Below are 23,000 nucleotides of genomic sequence, written 5' to 3'. Positions count from 1 at the left end.
CTCAGCCCTCGAGCGTGGCGCCGACGATGCGGTGCACAGAGAACGACTTCTCGTGGCCGGACTCGTCGGTGGCACGCACCCGACCGCCCTCGACGCGCTGTGGGTGGATCAGGTGCCGACTGGTCGCGCCGTGGCCGTCGGAGTAGCCGATCCAGACGCCGTGCCGTTCGGCGACCGCATCGCGCAGCAGTGACAGCGTGACCACCGGGTCCATGGTCTGGATGCGCGGACCCGGCCTCGACTCGTCCTCGGCACGCCGCTGGTCTGCCGTCGCCTCGGCGGCACGCAACCCGTCGACGAGGGTCTGCGTGTAGTCGCGGTCGACCGGCGACACCGACGGCCCGGGACCGCGTCGGCGCGTTCCTGCGCGGCGGCGAGGTGCCTCGGCGTGGACGACCGCGCCGTCCTGTCCCTCGTGGACGGGCGCGAAACCGTTGTCGCGCAACAGGTCGACGAGCACGCGGGGGTCGGCCGACGACACCAGCACGGTGGGCGCGAGGCGCCGCAGCCGCAGGGGGGCGAGCTCGCGCGAGGCGAGCATCGTGTCGAGCACGGCCTCGTCGTCGGAGCGGATGTATGCCGCCGCGCCGCCGATGCGGGTCTGCCCGTGCCTGCGCGCGACGTCCGACACGAGGTACTCGAGGGGCTGGGGGAGCGGCGTGCGGCTCGACCGGCGCACCGTCTCGGTGAAGTCGGCGGCGGTCCAGCCCGCGTCGAGGGCGCGACGCACCGACTCGGGGGTGAAGCGGTAGACGGTGGCGCCGCCGCGCGACTCGACGTCGGCGGCCAGGCGCATGAACGACCCGAGGCCACCGACGAGCGGGCCGGGCGCGACGGCGGTGAGGTCGGCCTGGACGAGGATGTGGTCGACGGGGGAGGGCAGGTGCGCCGACATCGCGGCGGCGGCACGGTCGAGCAGCGGCGCCGTGGCGCCCGCCTCCTCCTCGGGGGTGGACGTGGCCTGCGGGGTGGTCACGACGAGGGCGCGGCCGGCGTCCGAGAGGGCTCCACGCCCCGTGACACCCAGCCACTCGGCCTCGCGCAGCACCGCGTCGACGGCCTCGTCGAGCACGCCTGCCGACCGGTTCGGGCGTCGCCAGGCGAGCCGTTCGCGCAGCGACTCGGGCGCCGGGGCGCTGCCGGGCTCGAGTGACGCGAGCTCACGCAGCACCTCCCGGCGGATGCCGCGGATGGCCGGCCACTGCACGTCGGGGCCGAGCGCGTTGGCCGGACCCGTGCCCGTGCTGCGGCGCCCGACGAGGTGCGGGGCGCGCGTCGACGCGAGCCACGCCAGGGCGAGGCCGGCCCAGCGGTGCCCCGCCTCGCTCGAGCTCCAGTCGTCGATCTCCGACGTGGGAGCCCACACCGGCACGACCTCACCGTCGTCGGCGACGAGCCCGGCGGCATACGCAAGCTCCACCACGAAGGCTGCGTGCTCGGGCTCGACGTCGAGCGCCATCTGGGCCACGCGGAGGTCGCGGACCGACAGACCACCGGCGCGCAGGACCCGCGGGGGGTCGGCCCCCCAGGCCGCGGCGAGCTCGTCGAGGTGGGTGAGGCACTCGCTCGCCGCCCCGCCCGCGGCGGCGTCGACGAGTGACACCGAGCGGGCCTCGAGGGCGGGCGGGGTCAGCTCGGGGGCCCGGTGCAGTCGGCCACCTCGCAGCGCGAGCCCGACCTCGCGCGGCAGCGCGACCCGGTCGGCGGAGACGGGGACGAGCAGGTGGTGCTCGAGCAGCCAGCGCGCGGTGGTGCGCCCGGGCGTCGCGGTCGGCAGCACCCCGAACGGCGGGCCCCACGTCATCCGCTCGAGCATCGCACGCGAGTCCTCGGGAGCCTCGGCGATCGCAGCGGCGACCTGCTCAGGAGTGACCTGCTCGGCCGGCGCCGACGGACGCAGCTCACGCATGGGCGCCCCGAGCCCCGCGATGGACGAGCCGAGCACCTCGGGCACCGTGCGCACGACGTGGTGGCCGTGGGCCCCGCGCCACACGAGCGCGGCCCGCCACAGGTCCTGCACCAGCGTCTCGACCGTGGCGGCGTCGTCGCTGCCGAGCAGGTGCAGCAGGTCGGCCCGGTCGACGGCGTCGCCTGCGACGACGACCGCCTCGAGCACCTGCAGGTGCCCGCAGTCCAGGGCCTCGACGGCGCGCTGCACGCTGGCGCGCGTGCCGGCGCGGGCGGCGAGGGAGGTCAGGTCGGCGGGCGCGGGGCGCGCGAGGTCGGGGCGAGCGAGCACCAGGTCGATGAGCTGGGCGTCGCTGCGACCGCGGATGTCGTCAGCGAGGCTGCGGCTCGGGGTGGCCATCCTCCCAACCTAGTGCCCGTTTCGTCAGGCCTCCGTTCACCCGGGAAGGCCGCCCGCTAGCGTTGCCCCCATGAGCGCGCTCTCGCCCGCGTCCGCCGCCGGTGCCGCATCGGCCCAGCCCACCGGCCAGCAGTGGACCATCGGGCACGGTCCGTTCGAGGCGACGGTCGTCGAGGTCGGAGGAGGCCTGCGCACGCTGTCGCGTGACGGCGTCGACGTCGTCGCCGGGTATGCCGCCGACGAGGCGTGCGCGTCGGGCCGGGGCCAGCAGCTGATGCCCTGGCCCAACCGGGTCCGCGACGGCCGCTACACGTTCGCCGGCACCGAGCACCAGCTGTCCATCACCGAGGTGCCGCGCGGCAACGCGAGCCACGGCCTCGTGCGGTGGGCCCTGTGGGAGCTCGTCGAGATCGAGGACGAGATGGTCACCGTCGGCTACCGCCTGCACCCGCAGCCGGGCTGGGACCACTTCCTCGACCTGCGCACCACCTACCTGCTCGACGACTCCGGTCTCGTCGTCACGGCGGCGGCGCGCAACGTGGGGCCGTCGGTCGCTCCCTTCGGCTACGGCGCCCACCCCTACCTGGCGATCGGCGACACCCTGCTGCGCGACGTCGGGCTGACCATCCCGGCGGACAGCTGGGTGCAGGTCGACGACCGTCTGCTGCCGAGCGCAACGCTGCCCGTGGACGGCGAGCCCCTCGACTTCCGCGAGCCCCACCCGGTCGGTGACGTCCGCCTCGACACCGCCTACACCGACGTGGTGCGCGACGACGACGGCATGTGGCGGTGCACGGTGACCGCCGCCGACCGCTCGGCCACGCTCTGGGCCGACGCCGCGTTCCCCTGGCTGCAGGTCTTCACCGCGATCGCCGAGGACCGCAAGGGCGAGGTCGGCATCGCTGTCGAGCCGATGAGCTGCCCCGCCGACGCGTTCAACTCCGGCGAGGGCCTGGTCGTGCTCGAGCCGGGTGAGGAGTGGACCGGCACCTGGGGCATCACCCCGGCCTGAGCACGGACCGGAAATCCGGCTTGCCCTGAGCCGTTAGGCTTGAACCGAGCGCAAGGAGCGCCATCGAGTCGTGCCGTCACATGCGCGACGCGACGACACGCAACGAGGTGGACTGTGCCGACTGGCAAGGTCAGGTTCTACAACGCCGACAAGGGCTTCGGGTTCATCACCGACGAGTCCGGTGCCGACGTCTTCCTGCACGCGAACGCCCTACCGGCCGGCGTCACCGTCAAGCCCGGGGCGCGCGTCGAGTTCGGCGTCGTCGACGGCCGCAAGGGCCCGCAGGCGCTGTCGGTGAAGGTGCTCGACCCGGTCCAGTCCGTCGTCGCCAACAAGACCGCCCGCGAGCGCAAGAGCCCCGAGGAGCTCGTCGTCATCATCGAGGACGTCGTCCAGCTGCTCGACGGCGCGAGCAACGTCTACCGGGCGGGCCGCCGACCCGAGCGCAAGCTCGCGTCGAACCTCGCGCGCGCCCTGCACGGCCTCGCCGACGAGCTGGAGAAGTGACCTGATGACCGTCAACGCCGCCCCCTCGACGAAGAAGGACCCCGTGCTGCTCGCGGCGGTCGACCTCGCCCGAGGCGCCCTCGACGAGGTCGCCGAGCCGCACACCGTCGGCGCCCACCTCGGCATGGACGTGCTCGAGGAGCGGCTCGGCATGCACTGGTTCGAGTGCACGTCAGCCGGCTACCGCGGCTGGCGCTGGGGCGTCAGCGTCGCGCGTGTGCCCCGCGCCAAGGTCGCGACCGTCTGCGAGACGAACCTGCTGCCCGGTCCCGAGGCCGTGCTCGCCCCCGAGTGGCTCCCGTATGCCGACCGGCTCGCTCCCGGCGACCTCGGCGCGGGCGACGTGCTGCCCTTCCGCCCCGACGACCCCAACCTCGAGGCGGGCTTCGAGGCGACCGGCGACGAGGACGTCGACCAGATGGCGTTCTTCGAGCTCGGCCTCGGCCGCCCGCGGGTGCTCTCCGCCGAGGGCCGCGAGACCGCTGCCTCGCGGTGGTACGACGGTGACCACGGCCCCACGGCCGAGGTCGCAGCCAAGGCCACCGAGCGGTGCACGACGTGCGGCTACTTCCTGCCGATGGCCGGGGCGCTCCGGGCCACGTTCGGGGTGTGCGCCAACGAGTGGAGCCCCTCCGACGGACGGGTCGTCTCGCTCGACCACGGCTGCGGTGCCCACTCCGAGACCGACGTCGAGCACCCTGAGCCGGCCTCGGTCGGTGACCCGATCGTCGACGAGTTCGCCGTCGACCTCGAGCCGTCCGAGACGAAGGCCGACGATGTCTCCGACGAGGCGACCACGGGCGACGAGCCTGGTGACGAGGAGGCCGCCGGGCCGACCGACGAGGCGCCCGCCGAGTCCTCCGACGAGGCGCAGCAGGTCGACGAGCCCGGGCAGCACGGCTCCGACGACCCCGTCACCGACTGACCGAGGCGCGCGCTCCCGCGCTCAGGCGGCGTCGCGCGCGTTGCCGCGCCCACGGCGTACGTAGGCCCACCCGATGCCGCCGAGCACGAAGCCGGAGACGCACGCCCACGGCCACCAGCCGCGGTCGCCCTCGTGCAGCGAGGGCACCACGAGCGTCACGACCAGGGCGACGACCCATGCGGCCAGCCCGACCTCGATGATGCGCAGCATCGGCACGTGCAGGGGCTCGATCTGCTCCGGGGTGGCCGGTGGGGCGGGGGACGGCTCGGTCACGCCCGCCAGCCTACGGTCTCGGAACGCGGCCGGAACACGGCACCACTAAGGTGTGCGGCATGTCAGCCGATACCACCACACGCCCGGACACGGCATCCGGTCTCGATCGCTTCTTCAAGATCACCGAGCGCGGCTCCACCGTGGCGCGCGAGGTGCGGGGCGGCGTCGTCACCTTCTTCACGATGGTCTACATCGTGGTGCTCAACCCGATCATCCTCTCGGGGGTCATCGACGGCTCCGGGAACATGATCGGCGGCACCACCAACCTCGTGGAGAGCAAGCTGCTCGTCGCCGTCGGCACCGCAGTGATCGCCGGCGTCATGTCGATCGCGATGGGCCTCTTCGCGAACTTCCCGATCGCCCTCGCCGCGGGCCTCGGCATCAACGGCCTCATCACCGGCATGGTGATCACGCACTCGTCCGACAAGATCACCTACGCCGACCTCATGGGCCTCGTCGTCATCGAGGGCGTCATCATCCTGGTGCTCGTGCTCACCGGGTTCCGCAAGGCCGTCTTCAAGGCGATCCCGGCGCCGCTCAAGGTCGCCATCTCGGTCGGCATCGGCCTGTTCATCGCCTTCATCGGCGTCATCGACGCCGGCTTCGCGCGCCGGCCCAGCACGCCCGGGTCGGTGCCGAGCGAGCTCGGCATCGGTGGCAGCCTCAGCGGCTGGCCGACGCTCGTCTTCGTCGTGGGCGTCTTCCTCATCGCGGTCCTGCTGATCCGCAAGGTCAAGGGCGCGATCCTCATCGGCATGGTCGCCGCCACCGTGCTGGCCATGGTGATCGAGGCGATCTTCAAGCTCGGCCCCCGCGTCTACGACGCCAAGGGCGTGCTCACCAACCCCGACACCTGGGTGCTGACCGTCCCGGCGCTGCCGAGCTCCGTCACGAACACGCCCGACCTCGGCATCCTCGGCCAGTTCAGCCTGCTCGGCTCGTTCGAGAAGCTCGGCATCATCACCGCGTCGCTCTTCGTCTTCTCGCTGCTGCTCGCCGACTTCTTCGACACGATGGGCACGGTCGTCGCGATCGGCACCGAGGCCGAGCTGCTCGACGACGAGGGCAACCCGCCCAGCACCGACCGCATCCTCGTGGTCGACTCGGTCGCCGCGATCGCCGGTGGCGCCGGTGGCGTCAGCAGCAACACGTCCTACATCGAGTCGGCCTCCGGCGTCGAGGAGGGCGCCCGCACCGGTCTCGCGTCGATCGTCACCGGCATCCTCTTCCTGCTCGCGACCTTCCTGGCGCCGCTCTTCGCGGTGGTCCCGTCGGAGGCCGCTGCGCCGGCGCTCGTCATCGTCGGCTTCCTGATGATGACCCAGGTGACCAACATCGACTGGCACGACATGGAGGTCGCCCTCCCGGCGTTCCTCACCATCGTGCTCATGCCGTTCACCTACAACATCACCGTCGGCATCGGTGCCGGCTTCATCGCGTGGGTGCTCGTCAAGATCGCCAAGGGCCACGCGGGCCGCATCCACCCGCTGCTCTGGGTGGTCTCGGGCCTGTTCGTGCTCTACTTCGCGAAGACCCCGCTCGAGGCGCTCTTCACCTGAGCCGTCCTGCCGCACCGAGCGGCCGCCTTACCGACCACGTATGCCGTGAAGGCCCTCTCCCGCTCGGGAGGGGGCCTTCGTGGGTCACCACCGGCATACCGCACCCTGGACATCTTGGAATGGTTAGCCGAGGTAATGAGTTAGGCTAAGTACCACCCCAGACAGCACTTCCGAGGACCCGCCCCTTGCGTACCAAGACGTCGACCACCCACCTCTCCAGGGCCGAGCTCGTCTCGCTCTCCAACGACATCCGACTGGCCTGCATGCGCATCTCGCGCCGGGTCCGGTTCGAGTCCGACCGCGAGCTGCCGCCGCACCAGTTCTCGGTGCTCGCGCGCCTCGAGGACACCCACCGCACCAACAGCGAGCTCGCCGAGATCGAGCAGGTGTCGGCGCCGAGCATGAAGCGCACGACGAGTGCGCTCGTCGAGGCCGGATACATCGCGCGCGCCGACGACCCCGCCGACGGCCGGCAGGTGATCCTGTCGCTCACCGCCGAGGGGCGCAAGGTGCTGCGCCGCATCCGCCGCCATCGTGACGAGTGGCTGCTCGCGCGCTTCGAGACCCTCACCGACGACGAGCGAGAGCTGCTCCAGCAAGCCGCCGCCGTCCTGGCGAAGGTGGCGACCAAGTGAGCCCGACCTTCCACTCCCTGTCCGTCCCGAACTACCGGGTGTACGCCTCCGGTGCGATCGTCTCCAACGTCGGCACGTGGATGGGACGCGTCGCCCAGGACTGGCTCGTCCTCACCGTCCTCACCGACCACTCGGCCACGGCGCTCGGCCTGGTCACCGGCCTGCAGTTCCTGCCGTTCCTCATCCTCGCGCCGTTCGCCGGGATGATCGTCGACCGGTTCCCCAAGCGCCGCATCCTCTTCATGACCCAGACCGCGCTGCTCGTCACCGCGCTGCTCCTCGCCGTGCTCACGGCCACCGACGTGGTCGAGCTCTGGCACGTCTACGCACTGGCCTTCCTGCAGGGTGTCGCGACAGCGGTCGACAACCCCGCTCGCCAGACCTTCGTCTCCGAGATGGTCGACACAGAGCACCTGCCGAACGCCGTGGCCCTCAACAGCGCCTCGTTCAACCTCGGTCGGCTCATCGGGCCCGCCGTGGCCGGCCTAGTCATCGCGGGGTTCGGCATCGCGCCGGCCCTCTATGCCAACGCCGCGACGTTCGTGTTCGTGCTCGTCGCCCTGCTGCGCCTCGATGCGAAGCTGCTCACGCCATCGCCCAGGGCCCGCGGCAAGGGCCAGATCCGCGCCGGCCTGCGCTACGTCAAGGGCCGCCCCGACCTCGTGCTCATCATGGCCCTGGTCTTCGTGCTCGGCACCTTCGGCATGAACTTCCAGGTCACCATGGCCCTGATGGCCACGAAGGTCTTCGACAAGGGGCCGGGCGAGTACGGCCTGCTCGGCTCGATCATGGCCATCGGGTCGCTCGCTGCCGCCCTGCTCTCGGCCCGCCGCGCACGGCCACGCCTGCGCATCCTGCTCGCCGCGCTCGTCGGTTTCACCGTCTCGACCGCGCTGCTCTCGACGGCAGCGAACTACGTCCTGTTCGCGATCTTCCTCGTGCCGACCGGCCTGTCCGCGCTCACCGCCCTCACCACGGCCAACGCCATGGTGCAGGTGAGTGTCGACCCGGTCATGCGCGGCCGGGTGATGGCTCTCTACATGGCGATCTTCATGGGCGGCACGCCCTTCGGTGCCCCGATGATCGGCTGGATCGGCGACGTCTGGGGTCCGCGCTGGACCATCGCGATCGGCACCATCGCGGTCGGTCTCAGCCTGGTGGCGGTGGCCCTGTGGTTCGCGCGTCGGCAGAATGTCGCGGTGACCATCCAGACCCAGCGCCACCCCCGGCTGCGCATCCAGCTCGCCTCGTCGGGCCCCACGACGGTGCCCACGTCACCCGAGGTGACGAAGTGAACTTCAAGTTCCGCCACCGCGCCACCCTCGCGGCGCTCGTGCTCTTCATCGCCACACCCCCGGAGCGGCCGCCGGTGASGGGCGGCCGCTCCTGCCTCGTGGCGCGAGCCCGGCCGGGGGTGGGGGAGTCAGCCGAGCAGGCCACCGGAGGGGCAGGTGACGACCGTGTTGTCGAGCAGGCAGGTGATCGTGCCCTTGGCCCCCTTGAGGGGGTCGAGGACGCGCACGAGGTCCTTCGGGTCGGCCGGCAGCAGGGGCAGGTGTGGCAGCGCGAGCAGGCGCACGATCTCGGCGGGCAGGGTCGGGGTGGGCAGCTTGACCGGCGGTGGAGGCAGCGTCACCTTCGGCAGCGGCACACCGGGCACGCTCGGCAGCGGGAGCGGCAGGCCGGGGCCGGGCCTGCTCGGGACCGGTGCCGGCTTCGGCGCGGGCTTGGGTGCCGGCTTCGGAGCGGGCTTCGGCGAGGAGGGGCTGGGTTTGCCGGCGGGCGCCGGTGACGGCTTCGCCGAGGCGCCCGGTGTGGGGCGGGCGCTCGACGAAGCCGTCGAACGGGGAGCCGGCGAACCGGCATACGCGAAGCCCGAGCCCTCAGGAGTGGCAGACCCGGTGCCTGAGGCCGGGCGGGCGGCGGGCAGCGCGTTCATGGGTAGGACGGTGACGCCGCGGCGGTACGCGTCGGCGATCGACAGCACGGTGCGGACGTACGAGTCGGAGTGGTTGTAGCGCATCACCGCGTTGTAGGCGGCCCCGGGCTGGCGCAGGTCGGCGCCGCCCGAACAGAGCAGCACGCCGGCGCCGGTGACGGCGTCGGTCAGGCTCTGCGGATTCGCGACGCCGTCGCCGTCACCGTCACGGCCGGCCAGCGCCCACGAGGTGGGGATGAACTGCATGGGCCCGACGGCGCGGTCGAACGTCGTGTCGCGGTCGAGGGAGCCGCCGTCGGTGTCGGTGATGCGGGTCGTGCCGCGTGAGCCGTCGAGCGGGATGCCGATGATGCCGGGGCGGGCGATGCCGTTCGCATCGAGCACGTTGCCGCCGAAGCGGGCGTGGTTGCTCTCGACCCGGCCGATCGCGCCGAGCAGTGCCCAGTCGATGCCGCATCCGGGCTTGATGCTGCCGAGCACGCCGGCGGCGCGCTGGTAGGCCGCGACGGCCACGGACGGTATGCCGTTGGCGTCCAGCCGGACGGGGGCGAACGAGCCGATGGCCGAGATCGCCGCCCGGGCCTCGGGCGGCACTCCGACGCGGGCGTAGTCCTTGGTGAAGGTGTCGTAGATCGGGGGCAGCTGCATGGGCGCCGGGGCGGGGCCGGCCTGCGGGTAGGTCGGGCTGCCCTCGGCGATCGCGGTGTCGGGAACGGTGATGGACGTCGGCGCGAGGGCGCCCTGGTCGGCGCCCCTGGTGGCGGCGAACGCGATGCCGGCCGTGGCCAGGGCGATGACCGGCACGGCGGCAGCGATCCTGCGCGCGGTGGTGCCGGCGCGGACGATGCGGACCATTGATGACTCCTCGGTGACGGCCGCCCCCATTGGCGGTCTGTGCTGGTCAACGAGGCATACCCGCAAAGGTCACGCGACGGTGAGGACGTTCCTTGGTCCCATCGTGAAAGCGATCCCTGCGCTTCCCGATCAATCGAAGGAGCGATTCGTCCTGTGCCAGCGAAGGGTGTCCATCGCTGGAGCGGGGACGAATCGCTCCTTCGGTTGCCGTTCGGTCAAGCGAGCTGCGCGACCACGTGGTCGATGGCCTTCGTCAGCGTGGTGACGTCCTCGGGGTCGACGGCCGGGAACATCGCGACGCGCAGCTGGTTGCGGCCGAGCTTGCGGTAGGGCTCGACGTCGACGATGCCGTTCGCACGCAGGGTCGCGGCAACCGCAGCTGCGTCGATCGCGTCGTCGAGGTCGATCGTGCCGATCACCTGCGACCGGGCGGCCGGGTCGGCGACGTACGGGGTGGTGTAGTCGGTCTGCTCGGCCCACGTGTAGAGGCGGGTGGAGGAGTCCTTCGTGCGGCCGGTCGTGAACTCGAGCCCACCGTTGCCGTTCATCCAGTCGAGCTGGCTCTTCATCAGGGCGAGCGTCGAGAGGGCGGGCGTGTTGTAGGTCTGGTCCTTGAGCGAGTTGTCGATCGCGGTCGGCAGGCTGAAGAAGTCCGGCACCCAACGGCCGCTGGCGGCGATCTCGTCGACGCGGGCGAGTGCGGCGGGTGAGAACGCGGCGAGCCACAGCCCGCCGTCGGCGGCGAAGCACTTCTGCGGGGCGAAGTAGTAGACGTCGGACTGGGTGATGTCGACCGGCAGTCCGCCCGCGCCGGAGGTGGCGTCGATGAGCACGAGCGCGTCGGCGTCGGCCCCCTCGACGCGCTTGACCGGCGCCATGACCCCGGTCGAGGTCTCGTTGTGGGGCCAGGCGTAGGCGTCGACGCCCGCCTCGGCGTGGGGCGCGGCAAGCGTGCCCGGGTCGGCCTTGACGATCGTCGGCTCACCGAGGAACGGCGCGGCCTGGGTGACGTTGCCGAACTTGCTCGAGAACTCACCGAAGGCGAGGTGCTGCGCGCGGTCACGCACGAGACCGAAAGCGGCGATGTCCCAGAACGCCGTGGAGCCGCCGTTGCCGAGGATGATCTCGTAGCCCTCGGGCAGCGAGAAGAGGTCGCGCAGGCCCTGGCGGACCTCGCCGACGAGGTTCTTCACCGGCGCCTGGCGGTGCGAGGTCCCGAGGATCGTGCGCCCGAGGGAGCTAAGGTACTCGACCTGCTCGGGGCGGACCTTGCTGGGCCCGGAGCCGAACCGTCCGTCGGCCGGCAGGAGCTCGGGCGGGATGGTGATGGGCTGGGTCACAGCTGGTGCTTCGGTCACGGGTTCACCTTGCGGATGCGGCCACGTCACGTGGATGCGGCGGGTCGTGTTGAGTTCGGATGACGCCGTCGTCACCGCGGCCCATTCAACCTCACGTGCCCACCCCTTGGACACCGCCGCTCGGTTCGTGGACCGGTGACCTCTGCAGGGAGCCCGCACCATTGCCCGCTCGGGACACTCCGCCGACCAGAGCAGACGGCGTACGCGTCGGGCTGACTCAGCGGACGACGCCGCCGAGCGACCGGTTGACGTAGCCACCGGGCCTGGCGTCGTAGTAGCAGAGCGTCCCGTCGCTGCCCCGACCGAACATCACGAAGGTGCCGTTCGGCCGGCTGACCACGTCGGTGGCCGAGGTGTACATCGCGGTGACCCCGAGCTGCAGGGCGCTGCGCTGCACGACTGCCTGCCGGTCGGGCCCGGTGGTGACCGCGATCCGCGCCTGCCCGCCGGTCGTGTCGGCCATGGCGCGCGACGACCAGGCGGACATCCCGTCGCCGCGTGGGACCCAGCCGCTGGGGCTCGCCCCGGGGGCCGTGAAGGTGCGCTCGTAGGTGACCGGGAGCTGGCCGCGACCGGAGACCGTGGTGACCTTTGTCGTCAGGTTGGCCGAGGCCGAGAGTCCCGAGGTGAAGATGCCCCCGACCTGCCTCCACCCGGACCAGCGCCGCCCGTCGTGGTGGTCGCGCCAGCCCGTGCCGTTCGGGGCGACGGCCCAGACGTCGAGCGTGCCGCCGCCTGCCGAGCTGCCGTGCTGGGCGATGACCCCACCGCCGAGCAGCGTCGAGCCCCGTCGAACGCCGCCGGTGAACCACGTGTGCACGACCTGCCGTGAGGCGTTGCGGGTGAACAGGTCGATGCGCCCGGCCGATGACGACGCAGCCGACGGCGCATCGGTGCTGGTGACGCCGGCGGACGTCCACGCGGACCACGTCGCCCCGTCGTCGCGGCTGCGGCGGTACTGGACGACGTCGCCGGTGCCGCGCACGAACGCCCAGATCTCGCTGCCCGTGCGCACCGCACCCACCCCACTCGGCGACACGAGCGAGCCCCGCCGCACCGTCGGCGGCGTGGCGGTGGGCGCGACGCGGACGATGCGGTCGTTGGTGCCGTTGGACGTGGTGAACCACAGCGCCCCGTCGGGCCCGGTCTGCACCGTGCGGATGCGGCCGAAGCCCTGCGCGCCGGGCAGCCGGACGACGCGGGCGACCCGGCTCGTGCCCGGGGTCGGGTCGAAGCGCATGAGGTAGATGCCCTCGCCCTTGAGCAGGCCGACGGCGAGCGCGCCCTGCCACTCACCCCAGGCCGCACCCTGCAGGAACGTCGCCCCGCTCGTGGCGACGGTCGGGAAGCCCGAGCTCCACATAGGCCGGCGGGCGTTCGGGAACTTCGCGGTGTCGGTCATCGGGGTGGCCTCGTTGTAGCCGGGCACGGGGTCCCAGCCGTAGTTGCTGCCGCGCACCGACAGGTTGATCTCGTCGTCGCGGTCGGAGCCGTGCTCGGCCGACCACAGCTCGGACGTGCCGGGGCGCAGCGCGAGACCCTGGATGTTGCGGTGTCCGTAGTTCCAGACGTACCGGGCGTTGCCGCCTCGCGAGTAGAAGGGGTTGTCGGTCGGAATGCTCCCGTCCCAGTTGACCCGCAGCACCTTCCCGCCGAGCGCGCCGAGGTTCTGCGGGTTGGTGCCGACGGCCGCGTCGCCGGTGCCCACGTAGAGGCGGCGGTCACCACCGAAGCGCAGCCGGCAGCCCGAGTGCCGGCCGCTGGACAGCGGGATGCCCGTCACCACGGGGGCGCCGTCGGAGACCGCCGTGGTGTCGCTCGTCAGCCGCCAGCGCAGAACGCGGACGTCGAGCGGGTTGCCGGCGGAGGTGCGCACCGACTGGCAGGTGTAGAAGCGCCTGTTCGTCGAGGCGGCCGGGTCGGCGACGATGCCGAGCAGCCCGCCCTCGCTCTGGGCGAAGATCGACGGGAACCCCGAGATGGTCACTCTCCGTGGGGCATTGGCTCCGCGCTTGCTCCACACCTGGCCGGCGCGGAGGTCATAGAGCATGAGCCCGCCGACCCAGGTCAGGTCCCAGGGGTTGCTGAGGCCCGACACCATGGTCGTGACCCGCACGGTGGGTGCCGCTTCGGCGGCGGGCTGCTCCACGGCCAGTGCGGCCCCGGCGAGCAGTGCGCCCACCAGGGCGATGGATCCTCGGACTCGTAGACGCTGCACCATGATGGCTCCCGACTCGGTGTCCCGCTTGCTCCCATTTGGGAGGCTACGCGCGCCCGTGCGACGGCGCGCGCCGAGATCCGACGTCACCGAGCACGTATGCCGCTGGGCCCGGTCGTGTGACCAGGCCCAGCGGCATACGTCCTTCGGTCGACGCTCACCGACCCGGTGCGGTCAGTGGCCGATGTCGGCCGTCCACCCGGCGACGTCCTCGGGCTTGCGCGGCCCCTCGCCGATGTAGCGCGACGACGGCCGGATGAGGCGCCCGGTCAGCTTCTGCTCGAGGATGTGCGCCGACCAGCCGGCCGTGCGCGCACACGTGAACATCGGGGTGAACATCGACGCCGGCACCTCGGCGAAGTCGAGGATGACCGCGGCCCAGAACTCGACGTTCGTCGCGAGCACGCGGTCGGGCCGGCGGGCGTGCAGCTCGTCGAGTGCGGCCTTCTCGAGCGCGGCCGCGGCTTCGTAGCGCGGCGCCCCGAGGCGCTCGCAGGCGGACCGGAGCACGCGGGCACGCGGGTCCTCGGCGCGGTAGACGCGGTGGCCGAATCCCATGAGGCGCTCACCCTTGTCGAGCACGCCCTTGACGTAGGCCGTCGCGTCGCCCTGCTGCTCGACGCCGTCGAGCATGTGCAGCACGCGGGACGGAGCCCCGCCGTGGAGCGGCCCGGACATCGCGCCCACCGCACCCGACAGCGCGGCAGCGACGTCGGCGCCGGTCGAGGTGATGACGCGCGCGGTGAAGGTGGAGGCGTTCATGCCGTGCTCGGCCGCGGACACCCAGTACGCGTCGACGGCCTCGACGTGCTTGGGGTCGGGCTCGCCGCGCCAGCGGATCATGAAGCGCTCGGTGATGGTGGAGGCCCTGTCGACCTCGCGCTGCGGCACCATCGGCTTGTCGAGGCCGCGGGCCGACTGGCCTACGAAGGAGAGGGCCATGACGGCGGCCCGGGCGAGGTTGTCGCGCACCTCCTCGGCGTCGATGTCGAGGGTCGGCTTGAACCCCCAGACCGGCGCGAGCATCGCGAGGGCCGACTGCACGTCGACGCGCACGTCGCCCGTGTGCAGGGGCAGCGGGTAGGGCTCGGCGGGAGGGAGGCCGGGGTCGAACTCGTTGTCGACGAGCAGGCCCCAGACGTGGCCGAAGTCGACGTGGCCGACGAGGTCGTTGATGTCCACGCCGCGATAGCGCAGCGCCCCGCCCTCCTTGTCCGGCTCGGCGATGGTCGACTCGAAGGCGATGACGCCCTCGAGTCCTGGCTTGAAGTCGGGATCGGGCGTGCTGTCTGCCATGTGCGTCCTTGCTGTGCAGGCGGTACCACCGCGGTGTGGAGGCCAGCAGCCAACGGCCGTCGGGGTGGGCGTGGGTGGGAATGGGTCGTGGCTGCCAGACTTCACCGTATGCCGTCAGCCGCCGACCAGACCGTGTTTCGTGACGCCGTGTTCGCCACACGGGACCTCCACCAGGACGCCGTCCGGTTCGAGGGCACCGACTTCAGCGGCGCGCACGCCGAGGGTGCCTCGTTCCTCGAGTGCACGCTGGTTGGGGCCACCCTCGACGAGGCGCATCTCTCGGGCTCCCGCTGGTCGGAGTGCGAATGGCAGCGCGTCCACGGCGTCGGCCTGAGCCTCGTCGAGGCCAGCCTGGTCGAGACGATCATCGACGGTTGCCGGCTCGCCGCGGTGTCGGCCTGGGGCTCGACCTGGCGCGACGTCACGGTGGTGGGCGGCAAGGTCGACTTCCTCAACCTGCGCGGCGCCAGGCTCAAGGACGTCGCCTTCGTCGACTGCGTCGTCGTCGAGCTGGACCTCCAGGAGGCGGTCGTCGACGGGCTGACGTTCGAGGGCTGCACGCTGCAGCAGCCGTCCTTCGGTCGCGGCACGTATGCCGGCCTCGACCTCTCCGGGGCGACGCTCAGGTCGCCGGTCGGGCTGGCCGGCCTCAAGGGGGCGACCCTGAGCCGCCCGCAGGTGATCGACCTCGCCGACGCCTTCGCGGCCGAGCTCGGCATCCTCGTCGCCGACTGAGCGCCCGCACGTCCGCGGGGCCGCGCTGGGTGGGGGCAGGGGTGGTCAGTTGATCTGGTTGGGCTTGCCGCGGCGCAGGGCTGCTGCTGCGGCGTCCTTGGCGCGTTCCGTCGCCTTGACCTTGTCCTGCGGACGGATGCGCTTCGTGAGGTCGGCACGCGCGACGAGGGTGGTGAGCAGCATGTCGGTCGCCGGGTGCACGGCGACGGGCTCGTCGCCGCTGAAGACGACCCAGTGCGCGGCGTCGCCCTTGTAGACCTTGAGGATGCTGCCGTCGGCGAGCGACCTGGCGTGGTCCATCGCCTGACGCCTGGCCCGCTCGCTGGAGATGGCCTTGTTGGCAGCCTCCTTGGCGGGCTCACGCAGCGCCTGGCTGGCCACCCAGATCTGCGGGCCGTACTTGATCCCGAGCTTGACGGTCTGGGTGACGAGCTTTCCCTTGCCTGCCATCGTCCGACTCCTCACCGGCCCCGGACGGCCGGGGCTCTCGCTGGGTCCGCACGCGCCGTGGCCTGACGCTCGTGCGGGCCTTCCTGTCGCCAACCCTAGTCTGGGCTCATGGACAACACCCCGGTGGCGTCGGCCGACGAGCCGGCCCGCAAGCCCACGCGCACGGCTCATGAGGTGCGCCGCCTCGACTACTCCGGAGACGGTCTCGTCGAGGCCGACGTCGCCGAGTCGCCCTACCTCCAGGCACGGGCATGGGTGGACGCAGCGCAGGCGGCCGCCGAGGAGAGAGCCGACGTGCCGGAGCCGTCGGCGCTGTCGGTGGCCACCGTCGACGAGTCCGGCGCGCCTGACGTGCGCACCGTCCTGATGCGGTTCTTCGACGAGCGAGGCCCCGGCTTCGTGACCAACCTGGGCTCGGCGAAGAGCCAGCAGCTGCAGGGCAATCCGCGGGTGGCGGCCAGTCTGACCTGGCCCTCCATTTATCGGGCGATCCGGTTCCGCGGCACCGCCGAGCCCCTCGGGCGTGACGAGGTGGAGGGCTACTTCGCGTCGCGTCCCTACGGTTCGCGCTTGTCGGCCTGGGCCTCCGACCAGTCACGCCCGGCAGCCGACCGGGCCGAGCTGGAGCGCCGGTGGCAGCAGGTGCTGGAGCGCTTCCCCGACACCGGCAGCGACGACGACGTGCCGGTGCCCGACTTCTGGGGTGGTTGGCGCATCGTGTGCGACGAGGTGGAGTTCTGGGCGGGCCGGAGCAACCGGCTGCACGACCGCATCGTCTTCCGTCGCACGGGGCCGGGCGACCTCGCAGCTGTCGGAGCCTGGACCCGAGTGCGCCTGCAGCCCTGACGAGGCCGGAATGACGAGACATGGAACAGGGCAGCCCGACGAGTCGGACTGCCCTGCCTCATCCATGGTGTAGATGGGGACGCGGCTATCGCGTGGCCACCTCACACGTTCCGGAAGAAATCACTTCACGGATCACCTCCCTTCGGTTCGACTCCTCGAACCTACGTCGGGATGAATGGGGCGGCAAGACCTTTTACACAGGGTCGGTGGGCAGCTCGTCGTCGCTCGTCGTCGCGGGGCCGGTGGACCCGGACTCCGTCTCCGTGCCGCCTGGACGATCACCGGCCACCTCGCCGTCGGGGGCGCGGCGTCGGGTGATCCGGCCGAAGCCGAGGATCATGGCGACGACCGCGACCACGACGAGGGCGACGACCAGCATCGGCCCCCACGTGTCCTGCGGCGGCGCAGCCGCGTCGAACGGCACGAGCAGGGTCATGTGCCGACCTCGGGCTCAGGCGCCACGGCCACCGCGGCGGTCTCGGGTGTGGGCCCGATCGATCCCGAGCCACCGGCCGGCAGCCGGGAGACGATCGGCACCGTCGGCACCGTCGGCACCGTCGGCACGGTCGTCGCCGTCGGCCCAGTGTGCCCAGTCTGCCCGGTCGCTTCGGTGTCGGCTGCAGCCGGGGCGGGCGGCGCCAGGAGGCTGCGCGCCCCCATGAGCATGGCCAGCAGCACCGGCAGCTCGAGGTAGGCGTGGTAGCTGGCGAGGGCGGCATACAGCGCCTTGCCCTGGACGAAGTCGACGCCGAAGAGCACGGCGAAGACGGCCGCGACGAGGAAGCCGACGGCCCAGAGCCGCGGGCCGGTCACCCACGGAACCCGGGCCTCGAACGAGGCGGTGGCGTCGGGCGCGACGCGGGGGATGAGGGCGACCCACACGACGTAGTGCATCGTCTGCATGAAGGCGAAGACCGTGAGGAACCGGCTCCCGAGCAGGGTGGCCGCGGCTCCCGGCGGTGCACTCGTGGCCAGCACTGTCTGCCCGTCACCGACGACGCTGCGCACGATGCCCGGGTCGGTCGTGAGCGAGCCATCGAGGAGCCCGAGCAGGATCACCGCCGGGATGGCGAGCACCCAGAGCAGCTGCACGGCGCGGAAGGCCTGTCGTCCGCGGCGCGAGGTGATGCGGCGCGACCACTCCCAGAGGAAGAAGAGCGGGACGACGTTGTGGAGGTGGGTGAGCACGACGAAGTGGTACGCCGGGAAGGTCAGGGAGAGCACCGCGGCAGCGGCCACGACTCCCCACACCACGTGGCGGCGCCGGCCTTCGAGGCCGTAGCGGGCGGCGAGGGCGATGACCCCGTAGCCGAGGAGGATCTCGGCCAGCTGGGCCGGACGACCGACGACGCCCGACAGCAAGCGGCAGATGACGATCACCGTGACGAGGGCCACGAGCAGGTCGAGGAAGGGGCGGCCGAGGAGCCCCGAGAAGCGGCCGGCGACGTAGCGGATCTCGAGCAGGTTGTGCAGGATGCCAAAGAGGATCAGGCCGATCACGGCCGTCGCGACGGGCGCGCCGAGTGCCAGGGCGAGCGATGCGCCGACGGCCCCGAGCACGAGGAGCGTCACGGTGCGCCAGCGCTGCGTCCCGGCAGACACGCCGGTCATGCCGTGACCGTCCGCGCGTGGGAGGCGCTCGTCGTGACCATCGCCGTCGAGACCCCGGTGCTGGTGGGGTTCGCGCGCCACGCGGAGTGGGCGGCGTGGGGCCGCGCGGTGGCTGCGGCCGTGGGAGTCAACGTGCTCACGCAACCGCTGCTGCATGCCGTCTCGACGCGGTTCTCCTCGTCGGCCCAGCTGGTGGCGGCCGAGGTCGTCGTGGTCGTGGTGGAGACGGCGCTGCTCACTCGGTGGTGGCGGGTGAGGGGCCGGGAGGAGACGACGACACTGGCGCTCGCGGTCGTCGCCGCCAACGCCTTGTCCACCGCCGCGGGACTGCTCGTCCCCTGACTCCCGGTCACGCGCCAATCGTTCCGTCGCCCGGACGAGCGGGCCAGCCGAGTAACCCGATCGTTAGGGTCCTGTGGCGTGACCGAGATTCGCGGCGAGGGGGACGGCGGGGGCGAACGCACCGGCAGCCTGCGTGCGATCGCGCTGTCGGCGTACGGCCCCACGCTCCTGGGGTCGACCGGTGCCGGGGCCGTCTCTCCGATCGTGGCCGTGTCGGCCCGCGAGCTCGGCGCCTCGGTCGGGGTCGCGGCTCTGCTCGTGGCGATGATGGGCGTGGGGCAACTGCTCGGTGACCTTCCGTCCGGGGCCCTCGCCGCCCGCATCGGGGAGCGTCGGGCGCTGCTGGTCGCAGCCGTCGTCGAGGCCGTAGGCATGGTCGTCTCGGCGCTCGCGGGCGGCCTCGTCATGCTCTTCGTCGGCGTCCTCGTCATCGGGCTCGCAGGCTCGCTCTTCGGGCTGGCGCGGCAGGCCTACCTGACCGAAGCGGTGCCGGTCGCCATGCGCGCCCGCGCGCTCTCGACCCTCGGTGGCGTCCACCGCATCGGCTACTTCGTCGGGCCGTTCATCGGCTCCCTCGTCATCACGCGCTGGGGCATCGAGTCCGCGTACGCCGTCGGCGGGGTCGCGAGCATCGCGGCGTTCGTGCTCGTGCTCGTGGCTCCCGACATCACCGGCTCGGCGCACCGGGTCGCGACGGCCGGCGTCCCGAGGAGCGTCGCGTCCGTGCTGGTGCAGCACCGGCACGTGCTGCTGACGCTGGGCACCGGGGCGATGTGCGTGGCGGGCGCGCGCGCCATCCGTGAGGCGCTCGTGCCGCTGTGGGCCGAGTCGGTCGGGTTCACGCCGGCGCAGACCTCGCTCGTGTTCGGCGTCGCCGGCGCCATCGACATGGCCCTCTTCTATCCGTCCGGCTGGCTGATGGACCGCTACGGACGGGTGGCGGCAGCCGTGCCGAGCATGCTCGTGCTGGGCCTCGGGATGGCGCTGCTCCCGTTGGCGACGAGCCTCGTCGCCGTGACGGCCGCCGCGACCGTGCTCGGTGTGGGGAACGGGCTCGGGGCCGGCCTGATCATGACGCTGGGCGCCGATGCGTCGCCCGCCGACGGCCGCGCCCAGTTCCTCGGTGGCTGGCGGCTGTGCGCCGACCTGGGAAGGGCCGCGGGCCCCTTGGCGTTGTCAGGTCTGAGCGCAGTCATGTCTCTCGGCGCCTCCGCCGTCGTGCTCGGCGCGGGCGCGGTCGTGGGGGCGGGATGGCTGCGCGTCTGGGTGCCTCGGCACGACCCGACTCGGGCACGGGTTCCGGGCTCGAGGGCAGGCACCTCCACCGGCACAGCGACGGGCGGTCACTGACCGTCCGAGGATTCTGAGAAGGTATGACCGTGACGGACCTGATCGACACCACCGAGATGTACCTCCGGACGATCTACGAGCTCGAGGAAGAGGGCATCGTGCCCCTGCGGGCACGCATCGCCGAGCGTCTCGGCCACTCGGGCCCGACGGTCTCGCAGACCGTGGCCCGGATGGAGCGCGACGGCCTCGTCGCCGTCTCCGGCGACCGTCACCTCGAGCTGTCCGACCACGGTCGGCTGCTCGCGACCCGCGTCATGCGCAAGCACCGCCTCGCCGAGCGGCTCCTCGTCGACGTCATCGGCCTCGAGTGGGAGTACGCCCACGACGAGGCGTGCCGCTGGGAGCACGTGATGTCCGAGAAGGTGGAGCGCAAGATCCTCGGACTCATCGGCGACGGCCTCGAGTCGCCCTACGGCAACCCGATCCCCGGTCTCGACGAGCTCGGCATGCACCAGGACGAGGACTTCCTCACCGGACTGATCCCGCTCACCACTGCCGTGCGCGACAGCGCCGCGAGCGTGACGATCCGCCGCATCGGTGAGCCCGTGCAGGTCGACCCCGAGGCGCTCGGACTCCTCACGAGCGCGGGAGTCATGCCCGGAGCCCGTGTGGACGTCGCGCGTGACGGTGCCTGGGTCATGGTGGTCCGCGACGGCGGCGAGCCCTCCACGGCCGTCTCGCTGCCCGACGAGGTCGCGGTCCACGTCTACTGCCAGACCGCCTGACGACCCGTACGTCAAGGTGTGCCCCCTTTGGTGGGGGTGACTTGGCATGCCTTGCCACATTTGTCCGGGTGGCCGGAAGTTCTCCGAATTCTGTGGACCTGGAGGTGACAACCTCCGGCCGGTTGGGTAGCGTGGCGGCACTTGCTCTCCCCGTCGAGCGAGTGCCCCGGGTCGGACCGCCGAGTCCTGCCATCGACCTGTGGCCAGTGACGAACCGCAATGGCAGGAGCGGGGGAACCACTTTCTCCGGACGTCGAGAGACGTCCTCGGGGTGAAGCCCTCCGTGGACCGACATGGTCCGAGTGAAGGCCGGGCAAGTACCTCCAGCCCGAACCCGACAGCTCACCTCGTAGGCGTCGAGAGGTCAAACGTGGCTCAGAACGTTCCCGGGCGCCACCGCGCCCCCGGTCGATTCAACGCGATCTCGGAGCTCAAGACGATCGCCAGGGAGTCGGCCCAGCCGGCCGTCAAGGGTGCTGCGATCGTCGCCGCCTCGGGTGGCCTCGTCGCCTCGTTCGCCGGCACGGCGAACGCCGCAGACGGTGTGAACAGCGCCGCCGCGGGCCCCGCTGTGGTCGGTCCGCAGGTGGGCACCCTCAAGGCGTCGAGCGCCCTGTCGGCCATCGGCTACGGCAAGCCGGCCCTCAAGTCCAAGCCGCTCGTCATCGAGGACATCAAGGTCAAGAGCGAGCGCGCCGAGGCCGCCGCCGAGAAGGCTGCCGCCGAGAAGGCTGCCGAGAAGGCCGTCACTCGCGCAGCCGCCGCCGACCGTGCGTCCCGGTCGACCGCTCGGGTCGCCCTCAACAACGCGAAGATCCCCAGCGCCTCCGGCATCGTCGGCATCGCGCAGTCCTTCTTCGGCGTTCCCTACGTCTACGGCGGCTCGTCGCCGTCGGGCTTCGACTGCTCGGGCTTCACGTCCTACGTCTACCGCCAGGCGGGCATCTCGATCCCGCGCACGGCTTCGGCCCAGCAGGCCGCGGCGACGCGCGTCAGCGACCCGCAGCCGGGTGACCTCGTCTTCTTCGGCTCGCCGGCCTACCACGTGGGCATCTACGTCAGCCCCGGCCGCATGATCGACGCCCAGCGCCCCGGCACCGTCATCGGCAACCACTCGATCTGGACGGCGCCCTCGGGCTACGGCCGCTTCTGAGCCTCGCTCGACCTCTCTGTTCGTTGTGCCCTCGCCGACTCCGGCGGGGGCACAACGCTTTTCGGGGCCATGGTTGACTGAGTCGATGACCGACCAGCCTGCTGCCGAGTCCACGACCCTCATCGAGCTCGAGCTCTGGAGCGACCTGGTCTGCCCTTGGTCCTGGGTGGCCAAGCGGCGCGTCGAGGCCGCCGTCGCCGCCTTCGAGCGGCCGCACGACGTCACGGTGCGCCTGCGTTCCTTCGAGCTCGATCCCGAGGCCCCGCGGGGCGGTGGCGTGCCTGTCAGCGAGCACCTGTCGGTGCGCCACGGCGGCGACGGCGAGACGGGGCGGCTCATGAACGCCAGGGCGAGCGAGGTCGCCGAGGCCGATGACCTCTACTTCGACTGGGACCGCGCCGTGCGGGCCAACAGCTTCGACGCCCATCGCCTGTGTGCGCTGGCCGGCGAGATGGGCGGGCCTGCCCTGCGCTCGGCCGCGGTCGAGCGCTTCCAGTCGGCGCACTTCAGCGAGGGGCTCGCGATCGACGACCACGAGGTGCTCCAGCGCCTGTCCGCCGAGTGTGGTCTCGACGAGCGGCGCGTCTCGGCCGTCCTCGCGTCCGACGAGTACGCCGACGAGGTGCGGGCCGACGAGCAGCAGGCCCGCTCGATGGGCGTCAGCTCGACGCCCTTCGTCGTGGCCAACGCGTATGCCGCCGTGTCGGGTGCGCGTCCCGTCGACGACTACCTCGCGCTGCTGCGCGGCGTCGCCACACAGACGATTTGAGCAGCTGGGGCAAAAACCGCAAACCGCCCATTGCGCAAGGAGATTCGTCCACCTGCTGGCATGTCGCGCCAGCCTTGGCGACACGGAACCCGGTCGGGGTGGAGGATGCAGCAGGTGCGTTGCTCGCGCGACGG

The 23,000-nt window shown here is 71.9% G+C and carries 22 protein-coding genes and 1 riboswitch; of the genes, 13 read left to right on the top strand and 9 right to left on the bottom strand.

What is annotated here, in order from left to right; genetic code table 11:
• Position 1: 1 nt before the first annotated feature.
• Complete coding sequence (locus AC1DE0_RS21620; protein WP_478105540.1) at positions 2 to 2,308, bottom strand: helicase-associated domain-containing protein; 2,307 nt, start codon at positions 2,306 to 2,308, stop codon at positions 2 to 4.
• Between the two features lie 70 nt (positions 2,309 to 2,378).
• Between AC1DE0_RS21620 and AC1DE0_RS21615 the strand changes: the two genes are divergently transcribed.
• The 3 genes from AC1DE0_RS21615 to AC1DE0_RS21605 all read left to right on the top strand — a co-directional run bounded on the left by AC1DE0_RS21615 (position 2,379) and on the right by AC1DE0_RS21605 (position 4,752).
• Positions 2,379 to 3,320: an aldose 1-epimerase family protein gene (locus AC1DE0_RS21615; protein ID WP_478105538.1), complete on the top strand. Its 942-nt coding sequence runs from the start codon at positions 2,379 to 2,381 to the stop codon at positions 3,318 to 3,320.
• Between the two features lie 114 nt (positions 3,321 to 3,434).
• Positions 3,435 to 3,827, top strand: coding sequence for a cold-shock protein (locus AC1DE0_RS21610; RefSeq protein WP_478105536.1), 393 nt, complete (start codon positions 3,435 to 3,437; stop codon positions 3,825 to 3,827).
• 4 nt (positions 3,828 to 3,831) lie between these two features.
• Complete coding sequence (locus AC1DE0_RS21605; RefSeq protein WP_478105534.1) at positions 3,832 to 4,752, top strand: DUF3027 domain-containing protein; 921 nt, start codon at positions 3,832 to 3,834, stop codon at positions 4,750 to 4,752.
• Positions 4,753 to 4,773: 21 nt separating this feature from the next.
• On the opposite strand, the gene AC1DE0_RS21600 is transcribed toward AC1DE0_RS21605, so the two are convergent.
• Positions 4,774 to 5,025, bottom strand: coding sequence for a DUF2530 domain-containing protein (locus tag AC1DE0_RS21600; protein WP_478105532.1), 252 nt, complete (start codon positions 5,023 to 5,025; stop codon positions 4,774 to 4,776).
• Positions 5,026 to 5,084: 59 nt separating this feature from the next.
• Between AC1DE0_RS21600 and AC1DE0_RS21595 the strand changes: the two genes are divergently transcribed.
• From AC1DE0_RS21595 to AC1DE0_RS21585, 3 genes are all read left to right on the top strand, one after another.
• Positions 5,085 to 6,584 carry an NCS2 family permease gene (locus AC1DE0_RS21595; RefSeq protein ID WP_478105530.1) on the top strand — a complete coding sequence of 500 codons (1,500 nt, stop codon included), beginning with the start codon at positions 5,085 to 5,087 and terminating at the stop codon, positions 6,582 to 6,584.
• Positions 6,585 to 6,769: 185 nt separating this feature from the next.
• On the top strand, positions 6,770 to 7,219 hold the full coding sequence (locus tag AC1DE0_RS21590) for a MarR family winged helix-turn-helix transcriptional regulator (protein ID WP_478105528.1): 450 nt from the start codon (positions 6,770 to 6,772) through the stop codon (positions 7,217 to 7,219).
• Complete coding sequence (locus AC1DE0_RS21585; protein WP_478105526.1) at positions 7,216 to 8,514, top strand: MFS transporter; 1,299 nt, start codon at positions 7,216 to 7,218, stop codon at positions 8,512 to 8,514. Before AC1DE0_RS21590 ends, AC1DE0_RS21585 begins: the two co-directional genes overlap by 4 nt.
• 128 nt (positions 8,515 to 8,642) lie before the next feature.
• Here the strand turns inward: AC1DE0_RS21585 and AC1DE0_RS21580 are convergent, their stop codons facing one another.
• The 4 genes from AC1DE0_RS21580 to AC1DE0_RS21565 all read right to left on the bottom strand — a co-directional run bounded on the left by AC1DE0_RS21580 (position 8,643) and on the right by AC1DE0_RS21565 (position 14,885).
• On the bottom strand, positions 8,643 to 10,013 hold the full coding sequence (locus AC1DE0_RS21580) for a lytic transglycosylase domain-containing protein (protein WP_478105524.1): 1,371 nt from the start codon (positions 10,011 to 10,013) through the stop codon (positions 8,643 to 8,645).
• 215 nt (positions 10,014 to 10,228) lie between these two features.
• Positions 10,229 to 11,353 carry a phosphoserine transaminase gene (serC, locus tag AC1DE0_RS21575; RefSeq protein WP_478105586.1) on the bottom strand — a complete coding sequence of 375 codons (1,125 nt, stop codon included), beginning with the start codon at positions 11,351 to 11,353 and terminating at the stop codon, positions 10,229 to 10,231.
• Between the two features lie 235 nt (positions 11,354 to 11,588).
• Positions 11,589 to 13,553, bottom strand: coding sequence for a PQQ-dependent sugar dehydrogenase (locus tag AC1DE0_RS21570; RefSeq protein ID WP_478105522.1), 1,965 nt, complete (start codon positions 13,551 to 13,553; stop codon positions 11,589 to 11,591).
• 210 nt (positions 13,554 to 13,763) lie between these two features.
• On the bottom strand, positions 13,764 to 14,885 hold the full coding sequence (locus AC1DE0_RS21565) for a citrate synthase 2 (protein ID WP_478105520.1): 1,122 nt from the start codon (positions 14,883 to 14,885) through the stop codon (positions 13,764 to 13,766).
• A gap of 108 nt (positions 14,886 to 14,993) precedes the next feature.
• Here AC1DE0_RS21565 and AC1DE0_RS21560 point away from each other — a divergent pair, with 108 nt between their 5' ends.
• The gene (locus AC1DE0_RS21560) at positions 14,994 to 15,620 is read left to right on the top strand and encodes a pentapeptide repeat-containing protein (protein ID WP_478105518.1); all 627 of its coding nucleotides are present in this window, start codon (positions 14,994 to 14,996) and stop codon (positions 15,618 to 15,620) included.
• A gap of 45 nt (positions 15,621 to 15,665) precedes the next feature.
• On the opposite strand, the gene AC1DE0_RS21555 is transcribed toward AC1DE0_RS21560, so the two are convergent.
• Positions 15,666 to 16,070 (bottom strand): hypothetical protein, encoded by a 405-nt coding sequence (locus AC1DE0_RS21555; RefSeq protein WP_478105516.1) that lies wholly within the window; start codon positions 16,068 to 16,070, stop codon positions 15,666 to 15,668.
• 108 nt (positions 16,071 to 16,178) lie between these two features.
• Between AC1DE0_RS21555 and pdxH the strand changes: the two genes are divergently transcribed.
• Positions 16,179 to 16,916, top strand: coding sequence for a pyridoxamine 5'-phosphate oxidase (gene pdxH / locus AC1DE0_RS21550; protein WP_478105514.1), 738 nt, complete (start codon positions 16,179 to 16,181; stop codon positions 16,914 to 16,916).
• Between the two features lie 193 nt (positions 16,917 to 17,109).
• On the opposite strand, the gene AC1DE0_RS21545 is transcribed toward pdxH, so the two are convergent.
• Positions 17,110 to 17,352, bottom strand: a complete 243-nt coding sequence (locus AC1DE0_RS21545; protein WP_478105512.1) for a hypothetical protein — start codon at positions 17,350 to 17,352, stop codon at positions 17,110 to 17,112.
• Positions 17,349 to 18,527: a hypothetical protein gene (locus tag AC1DE0_RS21540; RefSeq protein ID WP_478105510.1), complete on the bottom strand. Its 1,179-nt coding sequence runs from the start codon at positions 18,525 to 18,527 to the stop codon at positions 17,349 to 17,351. The genes AC1DE0_RS21545 and AC1DE0_RS21540 overlap by 4 nt, the downstream gene beginning before the upstream one ends.
• Before the next feature lie 3 nt (positions 18,528 to 18,530).
• Between AC1DE0_RS21540 and AC1DE0_RS21535 the strand changes: the two genes are divergently transcribed.
• From AC1DE0_RS21535 to AC1DE0_RS21515, 5 genes are all read left to right on the top strand, one after another.
• Positions 18,531 to 18,869 (top strand): hypothetical protein, encoded by a 339-nt coding sequence (locus AC1DE0_RS21535; RefSeq protein WP_478105508.1) that lies wholly within the window; start codon positions 18,531 to 18,533, stop codon positions 18,867 to 18,869.
• A 78-nt stretch (positions 18,870 to 18,947) separates the two neighbouring features.
• A complete protein-coding gene (locus AC1DE0_RS21530) occupies positions 18,948 to 20,219 on the top strand; it encodes an MFS transporter (RefSeq protein WP_478105507.1) in 1,272 nt (423 codons plus the stop codon).
• A gap of 29 nt (positions 20,220 to 20,248) precedes the next feature.
• Complete coding sequence (locus AC1DE0_RS21525; RefSeq protein WP_478105505.1) at positions 20,249 to 20,944, top strand: iron-dependent transcriptional repressor DtxR; 696 nt, start codon at positions 20,249 to 20,251, stop codon at positions 20,942 to 20,944.
• Positions 20,945 to 21,141: 197 nt separating this feature from the next.
• A riboswitch (cyclic di-AMP (ydaO/yuaA leader) is annotated at positions 21,142 to 21,312 on the top strand.
• A 2-nt stretch (positions 21,313 to 21,314) separates the two neighbouring features.
• A complete protein-coding gene (locus AC1DE0_RS21520) occupies positions 21,315 to 22,097 on the top strand; it encodes a C40 family peptidase (RefSeq protein WP_478105503.1) in 783 nt (260 codons plus the stop codon).
• 85 nt (positions 22,098 to 22,182) lie between these two features.
• Positions 22,183 to 22,866, top strand: coding sequence for a DsbA family oxidoreductase (locus AC1DE0_RS21515; RefSeq protein ID WP_478105501.1), 684 nt, complete (start codon positions 22,183 to 22,185; stop codon positions 22,864 to 22,866).
• Positions 22,867 to 23,000 lie beyond the last annotated feature (134 nt).

The organism is Terrabacter sp. 05T424, from assembly GCF_056396225.1.
This window is presented reverse-complemented; position numbering and strand designations above follow the sequence as displayed.

Coding starts and splice junctions, on each gene's coding strand:
- AC1DE0_RS21555 (WP_478105516.1), bottom strand. CDS start 16,070: ATGGCAGGCAAGGGAAAGCTCGTCACCCAGACCGTCAAGCTCGGGATC.
- AC1DE0_RS21515 (WP_478105501.1), top strand. CDS start 22,183: ATGACCGACCAGCCTGCTGCCGAGTCCACGACCCTCATCGAGCTCGAG.
- AC1DE0_RS21620 (WP_478105540.1), bottom strand. CDS start 2,308: ATGGCCACCCCGAGCCGCAGCCTCGCTGACGACATCCGCGGTCGCAGC.
- AC1DE0_RS21605 (WP_478105534.1), top strand. CDS start 3,832: ATGACCGTCAACGCCGCCCCCTCGACGAAGAAGGACCCCGTGCTGCTC.
- AC1DE0_RS21560 (WP_478105518.1), top strand. CDS start 14,994: ATGCCGTCAGCCGCCGACCAGACCGTGTTTCGTGACGCCGTGTTCGCC.
- AC1DE0_RS21565 (WP_478105520.1), bottom strand. CDS start 14,885: ATGGCAGACAGCACGCCCGATCCCGACTTCAAGCCAGGACTCGAGGGC.
- pdxH (WP_478105514.1), top strand. CDS start 16,179: ATGGACAACACCCCGGTGGCGTCGGCCGACGAGCCGGCCCGCAAGCCC.
- AC1DE0_RS21595 (WP_478105530.1), top strand. CDS start 5,085: ATGTCAGCCGATACCACCACACGCCCGGACACGGCATCCGGTCTCGAT.
- AC1DE0_RS21580 (WP_478105524.1), bottom strand. CDS start 10,013: ATGGTCCGCATCGTCCGCGCCGGCACCACCGCGCGCAGGATCGCTGCC.
- AC1DE0_RS21540 (WP_478105510.1), bottom strand. CDS start 18,527: ATGACCGGCGTGTCTGCCGGGACGCAGCGCTGGCGCACCGTGACGCTC.
- AC1DE0_RS21615 (WP_478105538.1), top strand. CDS start 2,379: ATGAGCGCGCTCTCGCCCGCGTCCGCCGCCGGTGCCGCATCGGCCCAG.
- AC1DE0_RS21545 (WP_478105512.1), bottom strand. CDS start 17,352: ATGACCCTGCTCGTGCCGTTCGACGCGGCTGCGCCGCCGCAGGACACG.